Source organism: Micromonospora sp. NPDC018662 (genome assembly GCF_044391475.1).
Lineage (GTDB): Bacteria > Actinomycetota > Actinomycetes > Mycobacteriales > Micromonosporaceae > Micromonospora.
Window position 1 is genome coordinate 171,457 of record NZ_JBISAC010000007.1, and the last position, 17,026, is coordinate 188,482.

12 protein-coding genes and 1 pseudogene are annotated in these 17,026 nt (G+C 74.9%); 2 read left to right on the forward strand and 11 right to left on the reverse strand.

The genetic code is table 11. The features are described from left to right. Positions 1-50 precede the first annotated feature (50 nt). Both ACH495_RS20845 and gltB read right to left on the reverse strand, forming a co-directional pair. Positions 51-1,556: a glutamate synthase subunit beta gene (locus ACH495_RS20845; RefSeq protein WP_396859376.1), complete on the reverse strand. Its 1,506-nt coding sequence runs from the start codon at positions 1,554-1,556 to the stop codon at positions 51-53. Then, the gene (gene gltB, locus ACH495_RS20850) at positions 1,549-6,216 is read right to left on the reverse strand and encodes a glutamate synthase large subunit (RefSeq protein WP_396859377.1); all 4,668 of its coding nucleotides are present in this window, start codon (positions 6,214-6,216) and stop codon (positions 1,549-1,551) included. The genes ACH495_RS20845 and gltB overlap by 8 nt, the downstream gene beginning before the upstream one ends. Positions 6,217-6,361: 145 nt before the next feature. Here gltB and ACH495_RS20855 point away from each other — a divergent pair, with 145 nt between their 5' ends. Continuing rightward, a complete protein-coding gene (locus ACH495_RS20855; RefSeq protein WP_396859378.1) occupies positions 6,362-7,204 on the forward strand; it encodes a GNAT family N-acetyltransferase in 843 nt (280 codons plus the stop codon). A 39-nt stretch (positions 7,205-7,243) separates the two neighbouring features. On the opposite strand, the gene ACH495_RS20860 is transcribed toward ACH495_RS20855, so the two are convergent. The 5 genes from ACH495_RS20860 to trpC form a co-directional block, all read right to left on the reverse strand. After that, a complete protein-coding gene (locus ACH495_RS20860; RefSeq protein WP_396859379.1) occupies positions 7,244-8,431 on the reverse strand; it encodes an FAD-dependent oxidoreductase in 1,188 nt (395 codons plus the stop codon). A gap of 11 nt (positions 8,432-8,442) precedes the next feature. Further along, complete coding sequence (gene lgt / locus ACH495_RS20865) at positions 8,443-9,648, reverse strand: prolipoprotein diacylglyceryl transferase (RefSeq protein ID WP_396859380.1); 1,206 nt, start codon at positions 9,646-9,648, stop codon at positions 8,443-8,445. Positions 9,649-10,035: 387 nt separating this feature from the next. Continuing rightward, complete coding sequence (gene trpA, locus ACH495_RS20870) at positions 10,036-10,839, reverse strand: tryptophan synthase subunit alpha (protein ID WP_396859381.1); 804 nt, start codon at positions 10,837-10,839, stop codon at positions 10,036-10,038. Positions 10,840-10,843: 4 nt separating this feature from the next. Beyond that, the gene (gene trpB, locus ACH495_RS20875; protein WP_396859382.1) at positions 10,844-12,070 is read right to left on the reverse strand and encodes a tryptophan synthase subunit beta; all 1,227 of its coding nucleotides are present in this window, start codon (positions 12,068-12,070) and stop codon (positions 10,844-10,846) included. A 37-nt stretch (positions 12,071-12,107) separates the two neighbouring features. Next, positions 12,108-12,911 (reverse strand): indole-3-glycerol phosphate synthase TrpC, encoded by an 804-nt coding sequence (gene trpC, locus ACH495_RS20880; protein ID WP_396859560.1) that lies wholly within the window; start codon positions 12,909-12,911, stop codon positions 12,108-12,110. A 442-nt stretch (positions 12,912-13,353) separates the two neighbouring features. Between trpC and ACH495_RS20885 the strand changes: the two genes are divergently transcribed. After that, positions 13,354-13,629 carry a hypothetical protein gene (locus tag ACH495_RS20885; RefSeq protein WP_396859383.1) on the forward strand — a complete coding sequence of 92 codons (276 nt, stop codon included), beginning with the start codon at positions 13,354-13,356 and terminating at the stop codon, positions 13,627-13,629. Here the strand turns inward: ACH495_RS20885 and ACH495_RS20890 are convergent. From ACH495_RS20890 to ACH495_RS20905, 4 genes and pseudogenes are all read right to left on the reverse strand, one after another. Further along, positions 13,622-14,194: a Trp biosynthesis-associated membrane protein gene (locus ACH495_RS20890; RefSeq protein WP_396859384.1), complete on the reverse strand. Its 573-nt coding sequence runs from the start codon at positions 14,192-14,194 to the stop codon at positions 13,622-13,624. The genes ACH495_RS20885 and ACH495_RS20890 overlap by 8 nt on opposite strands. Then, on the reverse strand, positions 14,191-15,744 hold the full coding sequence (locus ACH495_RS20895) for an anthranilate synthase component I (RefSeq protein ID WP_396859385.1): 1,554 nt from the start codon (positions 15,742-15,744) through the stop codon (positions 14,191-14,193). The genes ACH495_RS20890 and ACH495_RS20895 overlap by 4 nt, the downstream gene beginning before the upstream one ends. Further along, on the reverse strand, positions 15,741-16,166 hold the full coding sequence (gene hisI / locus ACH495_RS20900; protein WP_396859561.1) for a phosphoribosyl-AMP cyclohydrolase: 426 nt from the start codon (positions 16,164-16,166) through the stop codon (positions 15,741-15,743). Before hisI ends, ACH495_RS20895 begins: the two co-directional genes overlap by 4 nt. A 180-nt stretch (positions 16,167-16,346) precedes the next feature. Continuing rightward, positions 16,347-17,021: pseudogene (locus ACH495_RS20905) on the reverse strand (phosphoribosyl-AMP cyclohydrolase); the annotation flags it as partial. Positions 17,022-17,026: the final 5 nt, after the last annotated feature.

The following is a 17,026-nucleotide window of genomic DNA, read 5'->3' on the forward strand; positions in this document are numbered from 1 at the left end:
GGGGCCCCCTCCTCTACCAAATGCGTTAAGCGGGGGCCCCGCCTTACACCTCAGCGGGCGGCGAGCGGCTGCCGGGCCGGGTCGACCGGGGCGGGCAGCTCGCCAGCCCCGCCCAGGTAGGCGTGCACGGCCGCGGCGGCGGCCCGCCCCTCGGCGATCGCCCACACGATCAGCGAGGCGCCGCGGTGCATGTCGCCGGCGACGAACACGCCGTCGGCGGCCTGCCAGTCGGGGCGGGCGTCGATCGCGCCGCGCCCGTTGCGGGCCACCCCGAGCTGGGCCAGCAGCGGCTGCTCCTCGGTGCCCTCGAAGCCGATCGCGAGCAGCACCAGGTCGGCCGGGATCTCCCGCTCCGAACCGGGCAGCGGCGTGACGATGCGCCGGCCGTCGACCTTCGTCACGGTCACCTCGGCGATCCGGACGGCCCGGACCTGCCCGGTGCCGTCGTCGACGAACTCCTGCACCGCCACCGCGAAGACCCGCTCACCGCCCTCCTCGTGCGCCGGGTAGGAACGCAGCAGCCACGGCCAGGTCGGCCACGGGTCCCGGGCGCCGTCCCGCTCGGCCGGGGGTTGCGGGTAGAGGTCGAGCTGGTGCACGCCGGCCGCGCCCTGACGGTGGGCCACGCCGAGGCAGTCCGCGGCGGTGTCGCCACCGCCGATGATCACCACGTGCTTGCCGGCCGCGTCGATGGGCGTGCCGTCGGGCAGCGTGGCGAGCGCGGGCCGCCCGTCACCCGCGGCGGCCACCACCCGGTTCGCGGCCACCAGGTGCGCCATCGCCTGGTGCACGCCGCGCAGCGCCCGACCCGGCGTCTCCGGGGTGTCCCGGCCCCGCAACGCGCCGCAGGCCAGCACCACCGCGTCGTGCTCGGCGCGCAACTGCTCGGCGGTCACGTCGGTGCCGACGTCGACCCCGGTGCGGAAACGCACCCCCTCGGCGGTGAGCTGGGCGACCCGGCGGTCGACGTGGAGCTTCTCCAGCTTGAAGTCGGGGATGCCGTAGCGGAGCAGGCCGCCGACGGCGTCGTCGCGCTCGTACACGGTGACCGTGTGACCGGCGCGGGCGAGCTGCTGCGCGGCGGCCAGCCCGGCCGGGCCGGAGCCGACCACCGCGACCGAACGGCCGGTCGGGGTGGTCGCCGGCCGCGGGCGCAGCCCGTCCCGCGCCACCGCCGCGTCGGCGATCTCCACCTCGACCTGCTTGATGGTGACCGGCTGCTGGCCGCCCAGGCCGAGCACGCAGGCCGCCTCGCACGGCGCCGGGCAGAGCCGGCCGGTGAACTCGGGAAAGTTGTTGGTGGCGTGCAGCGACTCCACCGCGGCGTCCCAGTTGCCGGTGCGGACCAGGTCGTTCCAGTCCGGGATGCGGTTGCCCAGCGGGCAGCCGTCGTGGCAGAACGGGATGCCGCAGTCCATGCACCGGGTGGCCTGCTCGCGGATCAGCTCCTCGCCGGCCGGCGGGTAGACCTCCCGCCAGTCCGTGATCCGCACCGGGACCGGGCGGCGGGCGGGCAGCCGCCGGTCGTAGCGCAGGAAACCGTTCGGGTCAGGCACGAGCCACCTCCTGGGCGACCACCCGCGGCGCGGGCGGCACGGACGCGGTCGAAGGTGTGGTGAGAGCACTCATCACCGCGTCGTCGACGTCGCGGCCGGCGGCTTCGGCGGCCCGCATGATCTCCATGACCCGGCGGTAGTCGCGGGGCACCACTGCGGTGAACTCCTCCACCGCGTCCGGCCAGCGCTTGAGCAGCGCCTCCGCGACCGCCGAGTCGGTCTCGGCGAAATGCCGCTGGACCAGCTCGTGCAGCCGGTCGCGTTCCTCGTCGCGCAGCGGCGACAGGTCAACCAGCTCGGCGTTGACCCGCCGCCGGTCGAGCCGGTGCACGAACGCGGTGCCGCCGGACATGCCGGCGGCGAAGTTGCGCCCGGTCGGCCCGAGCACCACCACCGTGCCGCCGGTCATGTACTCGCAGCCGTGGTCGCCGAGGCCCTCGACCACGGCCACCGCGCCGGAGTTGCGCACCGCGAACCGCTCCCCGACCCGGCCGCGCAGGAACACCTCGCCGCCGGTGGCGCCGTAGAGGATGGTGTTGCCGGCGATGATCTGGTCCTCGGCGCGGTGGCCGGGCTCGGCGTCGTGATCGACGAACGGCGCGGCGGCGTCCGGCCGGACCACGATCCGCCCACCGGACAGGCCCTTGCCGACGTAGTCGTTGGCGTCGCCGTGCAGGCGCAGCGTCACGCCGCGCGGCAGGAACGCGCCGAACGACTGGCCGGCGGTGCCGCGCAGCAGGAACTCGACGGTGTCGTCGGGCAGCCCGGCGCCGCCGAACCGGCGGGTCACCTCGCCGCCGAGCATCGCGCCCACGCTGCGGTGCTCGTTGCGCACCTCGACCTCGACCCGGACCGGGGTGCCGTCGCGCAGCGCCGGACCGGCCAGCTCGATGAGCCGGTTGTCCAGCGCGACGTCCAGGCCGTGGTCCTGGGCCCGTACGCCGCGCCGGGCCGTGCCCTCGGGCAGCTCCGGCAGGTGCAGGACCCGGCTCAGGTCGAGCCCGTGGCCCTTCCAGTGGTCGATCGCGTCGACGACGCCGAGCAGCTCGGTGTGGCCGATCGCCTCCTCGATGCTGCGGAAGCCCAGCTCGGCCAGGTAGCCGCGGACCTCCTCGGCGAGGAAGAGGAAGAAGTTCTCCACGAACTCCGGCTGGCCGGTGAACCGCTCCCGCAGCACCGGGTTCTGGGTGGCGATGCCGACCGGACAGGTGTCCAGGTGGCAGACCCGCATCATCACGCAGCCCTCGACGATCAGCGGGGCGGTGGCGAAGCCGAACTCCTCGGCGCCGAGCAGCGCCGCGACCAGCACGTCCCGGCCGGTCTTGAGCTGACCGTCGACCTGCACGGTGACCCGGTCGCGCAGCTTGTTGAGCAGCAGCGTCTGCTGCGCCTCGGCCAGCCCCAGCTCCCACGGGGTGCCGGCGTGCTTGAGCGAGTTGAGCGGGGACGCGCCGGTGCCGCCGTCGTGCCCCGAGATCAGGATGACGTCGGCCTTGAGCTTGGCCACGCCGGCCGCCACGGTGCCCACGCCCACCTCGCTGACCAGCTTGACGTGCACCCGGGCGGCCGGGTTGACGCACTTCAGGTCGTGGACGAGCTGGGCCAGGTCCTCGATGGAGTAGATGTCGTGGTGCGGCGGCGGGGAGATCAGGCCGACGCCCGGGGTGGCGTGCCGGGTCCGGGCGATCCACGGCCAGACCTTGTTGCCGGGCAGTTGCCCGCCCTCGCCGGGCTTCGCGCCCTGCGCCATCTTGATCTGGAGGTCGTCCGCGTTGACCAGGTATTCGCTGGTCACGCCGAACCGGCCGCTGGCGATCTGCTTGACCGCCGAGCGCCGGGCCGGGTCGTGCAGCCGCTCGACGTCCTCGCCGCCCTCACCGGTGTTGGACTTGCCGCCGAGGCGGTTCATCGCGATCGCGAGCGTCTCGTGCGCCTCGGCCGAGATCGACCCGTACGACATCGCGCCGGTGGCGAAGCGCTTGACGATCTCGGTGGCCGGCTCGACCTCGTCCAGCGGCACCGCCGGGCGTACGCCGGTGCGCAGCGTGAACAGCCCGCGCAGCGAGCCCGCCTGCGCGGCCAGCTCGTCGACCTTGGCGGTGTACTGCCGGAAGACGTCGTACTGGCGGCTGCGGGTGGCGTGCTGGAGCAGGAAGACGGTCTCCGGATTGAACAGGTGCAGCTCGCCCTCGCGGCGCCACTGGTATTCGCCGCCGACCTCCAGCCGGTCGCTGGCCTGCGTGCCCGGCGCCGGCCAGGCCAGCGCGTGCCGGGCGGCCACCTCGGCGTGGATCTCGGCCAGCCCGATGCCGCCGATGGTGCTCGGCGTGCCGCGGAAGTAGCGGTCGACCAGGCGGGTGTCCAGGCCGACCGCCTCGAACACCTGCGCGCCGCAGTACGACGACACGGTCGAGATGCCCATCTTGGACATGATCTTCAGGACGCCCTTGCCGAGCGCCTTGACGTAGTTGCGGACCGCCTTGACCCGCTCGACGCCGGCCAGCGCACCCGTGGAGATCATGTCCTCGACCGACTCGAACGCCAGGTAGGGGTTCACCGCCGCCGCTCCGTACCCGATCAGCACGGCCGCGTGGTGCACCTCGCGGCAGTCGCCGGACTCGACGACCAGCGCCACCTGGGTGCGGGTCTGCTCGCGCACCAGGTGCTGGTGCACCGCGGCGGTGAGCAGCAGCGACGGGATCGGGGCCAGGTCGGCGTTGGAGTCCCGGTCGGAGAGCACCAGGATGCGCACGCCGTCCTCGATCGCCTCGGAGACGTGCCGGCAGATCTCGGTGAGCCGGGCCTTGATGCCCGCGCCGCCGTCCCGGATCCGGTAGAGACCGGAGACCCGGACCGCCTTGAAGCCGGGCAGGTCGCCGTCCTCGTCGATGGAGAGGATCTTGGCCAGCTCGTCGTTGTCGATCACCGGGTAGGGCAGCACGATCTGCCGACAACTCGCCGGGCCCGGGTCGAGCAGGTTGCCCTCCGGCCCGATGGTGGACGCCAGGCTGGTCACCAACTCCTCGCGGATGGCGTCCAGCGGCGGGTTGGTGACCTGGGCGAAGAGCTGGTGGAAGTAGTCGTAGAGCAGCCGCGGCCGGGTGGACAGCGGGGAGATCGGGGTGTCGGTGCCCATCGAGCCGAGCGGCTCCGCGCCGGTGCGCGCCATCGGGCCGAGCAGGATCTTCAGCTCCTCCTCGGTGTAGCCGAAGGTCTGCTGCCGGCGGCGTACCGAGTCGTGGGTGTAGACGGTGTGTTCGCGTGCGGGCAAGTCGTCCAGCTCGATCAGGCCGGCGTGCAGCCACTCCTGGTACGGCTGCGCGGCGGCCAGCTCGGTCTTGATCTCGTCGTCGGAGACGATCCGGCCGTTGACGGTGTCGACCAGGAACATCCGGCCCGGCTGGAGCCGGCCCTTGGCGACCACGGTGGCCGGGTCGAGGTCGAGCACACCGGCCTCGCTGCCCAGCACCACCAGCCCGTCGCTGGTGTGCCACCAGCGGCCCGGCCGCAGGCCGTTGCGGTCCAGCACCGCGCCGACGATCTCGCCGTCGGTGAACGCGACCGAGGCCGGGCCGTCCCACGGTTCCATCAGGCTGGCGTGGAAGCGGTAGAACGCGCGCTTGTCGGCGCGCATGTCCGGGTCGTTCTCCCACGCCTCCGGGATCATCATGAGCACCGCGTGCGGCAGGCTCCGCCCGGCCAGGTGCAGCAGCTCCAGCACCTCGTCGAAGTTGGCCGAGTCGGACGCGGCCGGGGTGCAGACCGGGAACACCCGGCGGATGTTGCCGGGGATGCCCGGACTGCGCAGCAGCGCCTCCCGGGCCTGCATCCAGTTGCGGTTGCCCCGGATCGTGTTGATCTCGCCGTTGTGCGCGATGAAGCGGTAGGGGTGCGCCAGCGGCCAGGACGGGAACGTGTTGGTGGAGAAGCGCGAGTGCACCAGCGCGATGGCGCTGACCACCCGCTCGTCGGTCAGCTCCGGGTAGAACGCCGGGAGCTGGTCGGGGGTGAGCATGCCCTTCCACACCATGGTGCGACCGGACAGCGACGGGAAGTAGGCGGGCACACCCCGCTCGGCGGTCTCCCGCTCGACCTGCTTGCGCAGGCAGAACGCCACCCGGTCCAGGTCGAGCCCGGTCAGCGGGGAGCCGGCCGGGCCGGCGGGCGAGTCGGTGAGCCGGTGCGCGGCCACGAAGAGCTGCCGGACCCGGGGCATCGCCGCGAGCGCGGTCTCCCCCAGGCCGGACGGATCGGTCGGCACCTCCCGCCAGCCGAGCACGTCGGCGCCCTCGACCAGCGCGTACTTGTCCACCACCCGGCGGGCGCGGGCCTCGGCCGCGTCGTCGTCGGGCAGGAAGACCAGGCCGGTCGCGTACTGGCCGGGCGGGGGCAGCGGGAAGTCGACGGTCGCGCGCAGGAAGCCGTCCGGCACCTGGATCATGATGCCGGCGCCGTCACCGGTGTTGTGCTCCGCGCCCCGGGCGCCCCGGTGGTCCAGCCGGCAGAGCGCCCCGAGGCCGTTCGCGACGACCTGATGCGAACGCCGCCCGTGCAGGTCGGCCACGAAGGCCACTCCGCAGGCGTCATGCTCGTACGCGGGGTCGTACAGCCCCGTCGTCGGCGGGGCCGGCTGCGGGCTGAGAGGGTACGGAAAGGCCACCGGGCCTCCTGTCGTCACTCAGGTTGGATCATGGAGGGGACGACGTCGGCCCGCTGGGGTTTATTGAGTCTACGTTAGGGCGTGCCGCGCAAGGCCAGTTCAGATTGATCACACTTCCAGATGCTGGGACGTGTAGTCTCGCGCGGTGGATCTCGTGCGAGCTGACGTACTCGACCGGTTGGAGCGGTTCTACGACGCGGTGCCCCGCGACGGAGCCCGGGCGGAGGAGTTCGACTCCCTGGTGCTGTTCGTCCGGGACGGGGCCGGTTGGCCGTTCTACGCCCGCCCCCGCCCGGGCGCCACCGAACCGGCCACGCTCGCCGAGGTGACAGCGGTCCGGGAACGGCAGCGGGAACTGGGCCTGCCGGAGGCGTTCGAGTGGGTGCACGAGCACCAGCCGGGCCTGCTGGCGGTGGCCCGCTCGGCGGGCCTGACCGTGTTGGAGGCCCCGCTCATGCTGCTGGAGGCGGAGCGGCTGCCCGACCCGGCGACGCTCAGCGACGTACCGGTGCGGGTGCTGGACCCCGGCGCCCCGGGCTTCGCGGCGGACATCGCGCTGCGCCGGGCCGTCGCCGCGGTCGGCTTCGCCCACGGCGGCACCGCCCGGGGCGACGCCGGGCCGGCCGAGCGGGACGCCGCGCTCGCCCGGCTGGACGTCGACGCGTTGGAGGAGGAGGCGTCCCGGGTGACCGACGGCCGGCGCGTCTCGGTGCTCGCCGGCACCCCGTCCGACGGCGCGCTGGCCAGCGGCATGGCGATGCGGGTCGGCGACGTGGCGGAGATCGCCGGGGTGGCCACCCTGCCGTCCGCCCGGCGGCGCGGGCTGGGCGCCGCGGTGACCGCCGCGCTGGCCCGGGAGCTGCGCGCCGCGGGCACCGACCTGATCTTCCTGAGCGCCGGCAGCGAGGACATCGCCCGGGTCTACCTGCGGGTCGGCTTCCGCCGGGTCGGCACCGCCTGCATCGCCGAGCCGGCCGCGGTCATCTGAGCGCCCTCGCCGGCCCGGCGTGGGCCCACGCCGGGCCGGTCAGGACGGCGGCTGCCAGGCGGCGGCCGCCGCGGCGGCGGTGTTGCGCAGCCGCGGGCTGATCGTGCCCAGCGCGGCGTCCCGGGCGCGCAGCGCCAGCCGGCCCCGGGTCTGGAGCACGGCCGACATCCGGCGGGTCTGCCGGACCATGGTCGCCGCGCGGGGACGGCGCAGCCGGTCGTACGCGGTCACCGCGTCCGGCAGCCGCGACTCGCGCAGCAGCCCGGCGAGCGTGGCCGCGTCCTCGAACGCCAGGCAGGCGCCCTGCCCGAGGTGCGGCGGCATGGCGTGCGCGGCGTCGCCGAGCAGCACCACGCCGCCCGGACCGACCGGAAAGCCGTACGACCGGGGCAACGGTCGCAGCTCGCGGATCTCCTGCTGCACCACGTCGGCCGGGTCGGTGGCCTCCAGCAGCGTGGCGATCGGCGCGGGCCACCCCGCGAACCAGCGCTTGAGCAGCGCGAGCTGGATGTCCGGCGGCTCGGGCCGGGGAGCGCCGGCCGCGGTCGCCACCCAGTAGATGCCGCCCCGGCGCGACGCCCCGGCGGTGCCCCGCTCGCCGAGCGAGGCGGCCACGAACCGGTAGCCGGCGCCCAGCGTCTCGCCGTGCACCGGCTGGTCGTCGGGGAGCTGCGGGGCGCGGTACCAGGGGATGACCGCGCGCCACGCGGCGCACCCGGAACTCACCACTGTGGCCTCCGGGGCGAGCTGCCGCCGGATCTCGCTATCAGTGCCGTCGGCGGCCACCACCAGGTCGGCGGTGAACGTGTGCCGGCCGTCGTCCACCGCCGGCCGCTCGCCGGCGACCGCGCGTACGCTCCGCACGGTCGCCCCGGTCCGCAGCTCCACCTGCTCACCCAGCCCGGCGATGAGCGCGTCGTGCAGGTCCTCCCGGTGCACCACCACCGGCATCCGCTCGGCCGGGGTGGGGCGGGGCTGCACCAGCCACTGCCCGTCCGGGCGGCGGATCCCGCCGTCGGGCAGCGGCGTGGCGATCGCGTCCAGCCCGGCGCCGAGGCCGAGGGCGCGCAGCGCGCGTACCCCGTTCGGCCAGAGCACCACGGCGGTCGCCTCCGGCCGGACCCGGTCGGCCCGTTCCAGCAGCGTGACCCGCCACCCGGAGCGGGCCAGCGCGCCGGCCACCGCCATTCCACCGAGGCCGGCGCCGACCACCACCGCGCTGCGCATGACTCCCCCGCTCAGCTGTCCCGGTCCGTCGGACGCCCGCCGCCGTCGACCCGCCCGGCGTCCGCGTCGACCCGCCCGGCGTCCGCGGTACGGTCACCGTCGTCCGCGTCGTCGCTCCGCTCGGCGGCGTCGTCGGCGCGGTCCGTCGCGGCGTGCTCGGTCCCGTCGCGATCGACGTCGTCGGTCGCCGTCGGCTCCGTCGGGGGCAGCGCGCCGGTCTCCCGGTACGCGCGGAACTGGTCCTCGGTCACCACCCGGTAACCGTCGGGCGCCACCGTCGCCGCCCCGGCCTCCCGGGCGGAGAGGTCGACCTGGGACACGTCGCCGGTCGCCGTCGCCGGCGTGGTCGGCTCACCCACCGGGACGAGGTATTCCCGGGGACCACGCACCCGGACGAAGTAGGCGAGCGCGCCGAGGAAGACCAGTGCCGCGGTCCAGACGTTGAGGCGTACGCCGAGGATGTGGTTGGCCTCGTCGGTGCGCATCAGCTCGATCCAGAACCGGCCCACCGTGTAGCCCATCACGTAGAGCGCGAAGGCCCGGCCCCGGCCCAGCCGCAGTTTGCGGTCGAGCGCCAGCACCAGCGCGGCGACGCCGACGTTCCAGATCAACTCGTAGAGGAACGTCGGATGGTAGAGCCCGGGTTGCAGGACCGGGTTGCCGGCGTCGTCGCGGAGCGCGTGCCCCGGATTGTCCGGGTCCATCACGTGCACCTCGAGGCCCCACGGCAGGCTGGTCCGCCCGCCGTAGAGCTCGTTGTTGAACCAGTTGCCCAGCCGCCCCACGGCCTGCGCCAGGGGCAGCCCCGGGGCCAGCGCGTCGGCGACCACGGTGAGCGGGATGCCGAGCTGACGGGCGGCGAGCCAGGCGCCGACCGCGCCGCCGGCCACCGCGCCCCAGATGCCGAGCCCGCCCTCCCAGATGGCGAACGCCTTGAGCGGCTCGCCACCGTCGCCGAAGTATTTCTCCGGCGAGGTGATCACGTGGTAGATCCGGGCGCCGATGATGCCCGCCGGCACCGCCCAGACGGCGATGTCGAGCACGGCACCCGGGGCGACGCCGCGGCGGCGCAGCCGGTACTCGGTGACCACGCAGGCCACCACGATGCCGGCGATGATGCAGAGCGCGTACGCCCGGATCGGAACCGGACCGAGCTGCCAGACGGCGGTGCTGGGGCTGGGCATGGCCGCCAGGGAAGTCATCGGGGCGAGGGTCACGGGTGCACACGGTACCGGTGCGGACCGTGCGCGCGGCACCCCGGTCCGCTCCGAGCGGGTCGCGGGGCGCGCCGTCGTCGCCGGGGTCAGCCCATTGTTCCTTCGCTCGCCTGTCGAGCTGAGAGCGGAAACGACTCGGTCGGACGTCGGCCGGGACTCGGCCACGATCCGACACCAACTCGGCGGGGTGATGGCAGTCCGGCGGACGAGATCACGCCGGCCCGGCGAAGTGGTGGCGCGATATCACGAACGACTCAGCTCGAAAGGCGGTCGCCAGCGATGTCGCCGTGCGTCCCGTGACGCAGCCGACCAGCGTCACCGGGCCGACCGGCGTCCACCGGGCCGACCGGCGTCGCCGAACCGGCCAGGGACGGGCGGGCGGAGCGGTCAGCGGACCGGGTTGTGGACGCCCTCGGCGAGTTCGGCGCTGAGCGTGCGCAGCGCGGTGCGGCCGGCGGCCTGGTCCGGCGCGTCGAGCACGCAGCGGACCAGCGCGCTGCCCACGATCACCGCGTCGGCGTAACCGGCGACGGTGGCGGCCTGCGCGCCGGTGCCCACGCCCAGCCCGACGCCGACCGGCAGGTCGGTGACCTCGCGCAGGCGGGAGACCAGGATCGGCGCCGCCTCGGAGGTCTGCGCGCGGGCGCCGGTCACCCCCATGATCGCGGTGGCGTAGACGAAGCCACGGCAGTGCTCGACGGTCATCCGCAGGCGCGCGTCGGTGGAGGACGGCGACACCAGGAACGTCCGGTCCAGGCCGTGCGCCTCGGAGGCGGCCAACCACTCGGCGGCCTCGTCGGGGATCAGGTCCGGCGTGATGAGGCCGGTGCCGCCGGCGGCGGCCAGGTCACGGGCGAACGCGTCGACGCCGTACTGCTCGATCGGGTTCCAGTAGGTCATGGTGACCACCGGCGCGCCGGTCGCCGCCACCGCCTCGATGACGCGCAACGCGTCGGCGGTGCGGACGCCGCCGGCCAGCGCGATGTCGCTGGCCTTCTGGATGACCGGCCCGTCCATCACCGGATCCGAGTAGGGGATCTCCACCTCGATGACGTCGACGCCCGCCTCGACCATGGCGGTCATGGCGGCGATGCTGCCCTCGACGGTCGGGAACCCGGCCGGCATGCAGCCGACCAGCACGGCCCGCCCGTCGGCCCGGGCCTTGTCGAAGGCGACCCCGATGCGGCTCACGCTGTCACTCCTTGTCGAGGATGCCGAAGTACGCGCCGGCGGTGTGCACGTCCTTGTCGCCACGGCCGGAGAGGTTGACCAGGATCACCGGCTCGCGGCCCAGCTCGGCGGCGAGCTGCGGGGCGATCGTGCGGGCGCCGGCGAGCGCGTGCGCGCTCTCGATCGCCGGGATCACGCCCTCGGTGCGGCAGAGCAGTTCGAACGCGGCCATCGCCTCGGCGTCGTCGACCGGCAGGTAGGTGGCCCGGCCGGTGTCGTGCAGCCAGGCGTGCTCCGGCCCGACGCCCGGGTAGTCCAGGCCGGCCGAGATCGAGTGCGACTCGATCGTCTGGCCGTCGGCGTCCTGGAGCACGTAGGTGCGGGTGCCGTGCAGCACCCCCGACGAGCCACCGGTGATGCTGGCCGCGTGCCGGCCGGTCGAGACGCCCTCGCCGCCGGCCTCGAAGCCGTAGAGCCGCACCCCGGCGTCGGGCACGAACGCGTGGAAGATGCCCAGCGCGTTCGAGCCGCCGCCGACACAGGCCGCCACCGCGTCCGGCAGCGCGCCGGTCAGGTCCAGGCACTGCTGGCGGGCCTCCACGCCGATGCCGCGCACGAAGTCCCGGACCATCTCCGGGAACGGGTGCGGCCCGGCCGCGGTGCCGATCAGGTAGTGGGTCGTGTCGACGTTGGCGACCCAGTCGCGCATCGCCTCGTTCATCGCGTCCTTGAGCGTGCGCGAGCCGGCCGTCACCGGGATCACGGTGGCGCCGAGCATCCGCATCCGGGCCACGTTGAGCGCCTGCCGCTCGGTGTCCACCTCGCCCATGTAGACCACGCACTCGAGGTCGAACAGCGCGGCGGCGGTAGCGGTGGCCACGCCGTGCTGGCCGGCGCCGGTCTCCGCGATCACCCGCCGCTTGCCCATCCGCCGGGTGAGCAGCGCCTGGCCGAGCACGTTGCGGACCTTGTGGGCGCCGGTGTGGTTGAGGTCCTCCCGCTTGAGCAGGACGCGCGCCCCGAGCTGGGCGGAGAGCCGCCGGGCCTCGTACAGCATCGAGGGGGTGCCGGCGTAGTCGCGCAGCAGCGCGTCGAACTCGGCGAGGAACTCCTCGTCCCCCATCGCCTTCCGGTACGCCGCGTCCAGCTCGTCCAGCGCGGCGACCAGCGCCTCGGGGACGAACCGGCCGCCGAACCGGCCGAAGTGACCGGCGGCGTCGGGAACCTGGCCGGCAGCGGGTGCGGCGCTCATCGCGGGCGTCCTCTCGGTTCGGGTGGCCCGGCGCGGGTCAGCGCACCGGGCGGGGCGTGGCCGGGTGGTTCCCGGCGTTGACCAGCTCGGCGACCGCCTCGCGGGGGCTCTTCTGGGTGACCAGGCCCTCGCCCACCAGGACGGCGTCGGCGCCGGCCGAGGCGTAGCGGATCAGGTCGTGCGGGCCGCGCACGCCGGACTCGGCGATCTTGACGACGCTGCTGGGCAGGCCGGGCGCGATCCGTTCGAACACCGAGCGGTCGACCTCCAGGGTACGCAGGTCACGGGCGTTGACGCCGATCACCTGCGCGCCGGCCTCCAGGGCCCGGTCCGCCTCTTCCTCGGTGTGCACCTCGACCAGCGCGGTCATGCCCAGCGACTCGATCCGCTCCAGCAGCCCGACCAGCGCGTTCTGCTCCAACGCGGCGACGATCAGCAGCACCATGTCGGCGCCGTGGGCGCGGGCCTCGTGCACCTGGTAGCTGGAGACGACGAAGTCCTTGCGCAGCACCGGCACGTTCACCGCGGCCCGGACGGCGGCCAGGTCGTCCAGCGACCCGCCGAACCACCGGCCCTCGGTCAGCACGCTGATCGCCCGCGCCCCGCCGGCCGCGTAGTCGCCGGCCAGGTCGGCCGGGTTCGCGATCTCGGCCAGCCGCCCCTTGGACGGCGACGAGCGCTTCACCTCGGCGATCACGGCCACGCCGGGTCGGCGCAGCGCCGCGTACGCGTCGATCGGCGGCGGCGCGGCGGCGGCCAGCTCCCGGATCCGCTCCAGCGGGAGCTGTTCCTGTCGCCGGGCCACGTCCTCGCGCACGCCGGCCAGGATCTCGTCGAGCACGCCTGCGGACGGCGCCGCTCCGGCGTCGTCCCCCTCCGCGTGCGCATGCTCAGCAGTCACCAACGGACTCCCCTCTCCGGGTGTCATGGGCCGATGCTAGGTGGCGCCACCTGGCGACACGTGCCGGGGGGTATGGCGCACCTCACGACATGGGCTGTGGCATGATGGCCGACTTCGGGTGAACACGGTGTCACGCAGCGCCACCTCACGCATCGACCATCGCCCATGCCCTATCTCACCACGGCCGGCCCGGCGTCGCAGCACGACGTCCGCCCCGCTGTGACCAAGGTCAAGGACTTCCGCCCCGGCCCAGGTCGCCCCGCGTGCGGCAGCGTTGACCTGCGCTTCACGGTGGCGAAACGTGCGCCCGGCAGCATCGTGGCAGGGCAGACTCGACGACGCGGCTGCCGTCCGACGCCAACGATCTCGTGTGGGGTGAACCATGAACGCCAACGGGCCGAACCAGCACCTCGGGTTGACCACCATCTCCCGGACCGTCGCCTCGCTCACCGTCGGGGTGGTGCACACCCTCGAACGCGCGGTGGCCGGTGACGGCCGGACGCGTACCGCCCGGGGCAACGCCTGGGAGGCGGTCTGCGCCGACCGGGCCCGGGCCGCCCAACGCCGCGAACTGGAGCGGCTGGTGACCGAGCTGGCCGCCGCCCGGGCCGCGGCCCGGGACCGCCGCGCCACGCGCGAGACCCAGCCGGTCAGCTGACCGTCGGGTCCTCGCCCCGGTCCAACGCGTCCCACGCGTCCCGGGTGCCCCGCTCGACCGCCGGCCGGTCCGCGCCGGCGGGCCCGGTGGCACCCGCCCGCCGCTCGTACCGGGCGCCCATCGCCGGCCACCGCTCGCCGCGCCACGCGGTGCCCGCCCCGCCGGTCGCCAGCGCCAGACCGCCCGCCAGCACCAGCGCCGGCCAGTGCCGGCTCACCCCGGCCTCGGTGAGGCCGACCCCGCCGCCGACCGCGACGGCCAGCCCGACGACCGTCAGCACCACGCCGAGCAGCCGGCGCAGCCGACCCCGGGTCGCCAGCACCGCGCCGCCGCCGGCCAGCCCGACGTAGGCCAGCGCCGACACCCACGGCAGCAGGTCCGCGCCGGTGCGGGTCGCCCGGCCGGGCGCGAGGGAGTCGCGGGCGGTCGGGTCGACCGACCAGCTCCGGGTCACCGCCCAGGCGGCCAGGCCCGCGCCGGCCAGGCAGAGAAGCATCGCGTACGCCAGCTCGCGCCGGCCCCGGACGGCGGGCGGGCCGGCCGCGGCGGTGTCGGGCGCGCTCATCGGGCCGGCCGTAGCGTCTCGGCGGCGGCGATGGCGGCGAGCACGGCGGCGGCCTTGTTCCGGGTCTCCTGGTCCTCGGCGGCGGGATCGGAATCGGCCACCACCCCGGCGCCGGCCTGCACGTAGGCCCGGCCGTCGCGGATCAGCGCGGTACGGATGGCGATCGCCATGTCCAGGTCGCCGCCGAACGCGAAGTAGCCGACAGTGCCGCCGTAGACGCCGCGACGGACCGGCTCCAACTCCTCGATGATCTCCATGGCGCGCACCTTCGGCGCGCCGCTGAGCGTGCCGGCGGGGAACGTCGCGGCCAGCGCGTCGAACGCGGTACGGTCGTCGCGCAGCTCGCCGACCACCGTCGAGACGATGTGCATGACGTGGCTGTAGCGCTCGATGGTGGCGAACTCCGGCACCTCGACGGTGCCCGGCCGGCAGACCCGACCCAGGTCGTTGCGGCCCAGGTCGACGAGCATCACGTGCTCGGCGCGCTCCTTCGGGTCGGCGAGCAGCTCGGCGGCGAGCCGGGCGTCGGCGTCGGGCGAGCCGCCGCGCGGCCGGGTGCCGGCGATCGGGTGCAGCAGCGCCCGGCGCCGCCCGTCCGCACCGGCGCTGACCTTGAGGTGCGCCTCCGGGGACGAGCCGACGATGTCGAAGCCGTCGAAGCGCAGCAGGTACATGTACGGGCTGGGGTTGGTGGTGCGCAGCACCCGGTAGACGTCGAGCGGGTCGGCGTCGGTGGCGCGTTCGAAGCGCTGGCTGAGCACGATCTGGAAGCACTCGCCGGCCCGGATCGCCTCCTTGGCCGCCTCCACCGCCTTGGGGTAGCCGCCCTCGGGCGTGCGGCTGACCACCTCGCCGACGCCGGGCCGGTCGACTGTGGAGACCATGGGCGGAATCGGTCGGGACAGCGCGGTGGTCATCGCGTCCAGCCGGCCCACCGCGTGGTGGTAGGCGGCAGCCACCCGCGCCGGCCGGTCGGACGCGTCGAGCGGCGGCAGCACCGCGTTGGCGACCAGGATCGCCGAACCCTCGTAGTGGTCGAGCACCACCAGGTCGGTGGCGAGCATCATGCCCAGCTCGGGCACGTCCAGCTCGTCCTCGGTCAGCTCCGGCAACCGCTCGAAGCGGCGGACCAGGTCGTAGCCGAGGTAGCCGACCAGGCCACCGGTGAGCGGCGGCATGCCGCCGGCGGGGTCCCAGGCCGGGCCGGCGAGCGCGGCGACGGTCTCCCGGAGCACGGTGACCGGGTCGCCGGAGGTCGGTACGCCGGGCGGCGGCGTGCCGGTCCAGGTCGCCTCGCCGTCCCGCTCGGTGAGCGTGGCGCCGCTGCGGACGCCGATGAACGAGTAGCGCGACCAGGCCGTCCCGGCCGAGCCGACGCCCTGCTCGGCGGACTCCAGCAGGAACGTGCCGGGCCCACCGGCGAGCTTGCGGTAGACCCCGACCGGCGTCTCGGCGTCGGCGAGCAGCCGCCGGGTGACCGGCACGACCCGCCAGCGGGCGGCCAGCTCGGTGAAGGCGGACCGGTCCGGGGTGACCGCGCCGTCGGTCACGGGGTCACCTCCGGCGAGCTGACCGGGAGGTCGGTGAAGAAGCAGGTGCGGTGCCCGGTGTGGCAGGCCGCGCCGACCTGCTCCACGCTGACCAGCAGCGCGTCGCCGTCGCAGTCCAACGCGACGGAGCGGACGTACTGGTGGTGGCCCGAGGTGGCGCCCTTGACCCAGTACTCCCCCCGGCTGCGCGACCAGTAGGTGGCCCGGCCGCTGGTGAGCGTGCGGTGCAGCGCCTCGTCGTCCATCCAGGCGACCATCAGCACCTCACCCGAGTCGTGGGCGCGGACCACGGCGGCGACCAGCCCGTCCGGGGTGCGTCGGAGCTTGGCCGCGATGGCCGGGTCGAGCCGGGAGGGGCGGGCCGGGCCGGGGGCCGCGGCGCGGGCGGGAGCGCCGGTCACGGGCGCGTCAGAGGCGGGCACGGTTGACCATTCTCCCGCACGCGGCGCGGGCACCGTCGACGTGTCCCGGGTGGCGGGCGGCGGCGCGTGCAGCGCCCGGCTCAGCTGACCGAGGTAGCGGTCCACCCGGCCGTCCGCCAGCGCGTCGGCCAGGTCCGCGCCGGCCACCGCGGCGACCTCCCCGGCGTACGGGCGGACCAGCGGGACGATGCCGGTGACCAGGCGGCCGGCGGCGGCACCGACCTCGGCCGGGTCGCCGGCGCGCAGCCCGAGGCAGAGCAGCATGTCGGCGCGGTAGCCGGGCGGGGCCACCGGCAGGTCCAGCGCGGCGGTCAGGGCGGCCCGCCGGGACACCACCCGGACCGACGGGTTGACCAGCCGGAGCACCGAGGGGCAGAGCCGGGCCAGGTCGGCCGCGGCGAGCCGGAGCCCGATCGCGTCGCCGGCCCAGTGCGCCCCGGCCACCTTGCCGAGCGTGGCGATCAGGTCTTCCAGGCGCGGCTCGTCGGCGGGCTGGCAGAGCACCGGCAGGTCGATCCGGCGACGCCACTCCGGCACCGCCCAGAGCAGCCGGGCGGGCGCGGTGACCGGGAGCCCGAACGCCCAGTCGGCGGGCTGACCGAGCCGGTGCACCCAGGAGCGGACGTCCCGGGAGGCCACCGAGACGTGCACCAGCCGGCCGTCGAACTCGCCCAGGTACGCGCGGCGGGCCGCGTACGGGGTGCCGGCGACAGCGGGATCCGGCACCCCGGGCCCGGGGGCGACGGCTGGCCGGGCGGTGCCGCCGAGCCGTTCGTCAGCGGCGGCGACCAGCACGTCGAGGTCGACGTCGCTGTGGTCGGTGGCGGCCCGCCGGGCGTAGCTGCCCCGCAGCATGATGC

Bases quoted from the DNA above. Each gene is read 5' to 3' on its own strand.
- ACH495_RS20890 (WP_396859384.1), bottom strand. From the start codon at position 14,194: ATGAGCGCGCCCGACACCGCCGCGGCCGGCCCGCCCGCCGTCCGGGGC.
- trpB (WP_396859382.1), bottom strand. From the start codon at position 12,070: ATGAGCGCCGCACCCGCTGCCGGCCAGGTTCCCGACGCCGCCGGTCAC.
- ACH495_RS20860 (WP_396859379.1), bottom strand. From the start codon at position 8,431: ATGCGCAGCGCGGTGGTGGTCGGCGCCGGCCTCGGTGGAATGGCGGTG.
- ACH495_RS20885 (WP_396859383.1), top strand. From the start codon at position 13,354: ATGAACGCCAACGGGCCGAACCAGCACCTCGGGTTGACCACCATCTCC.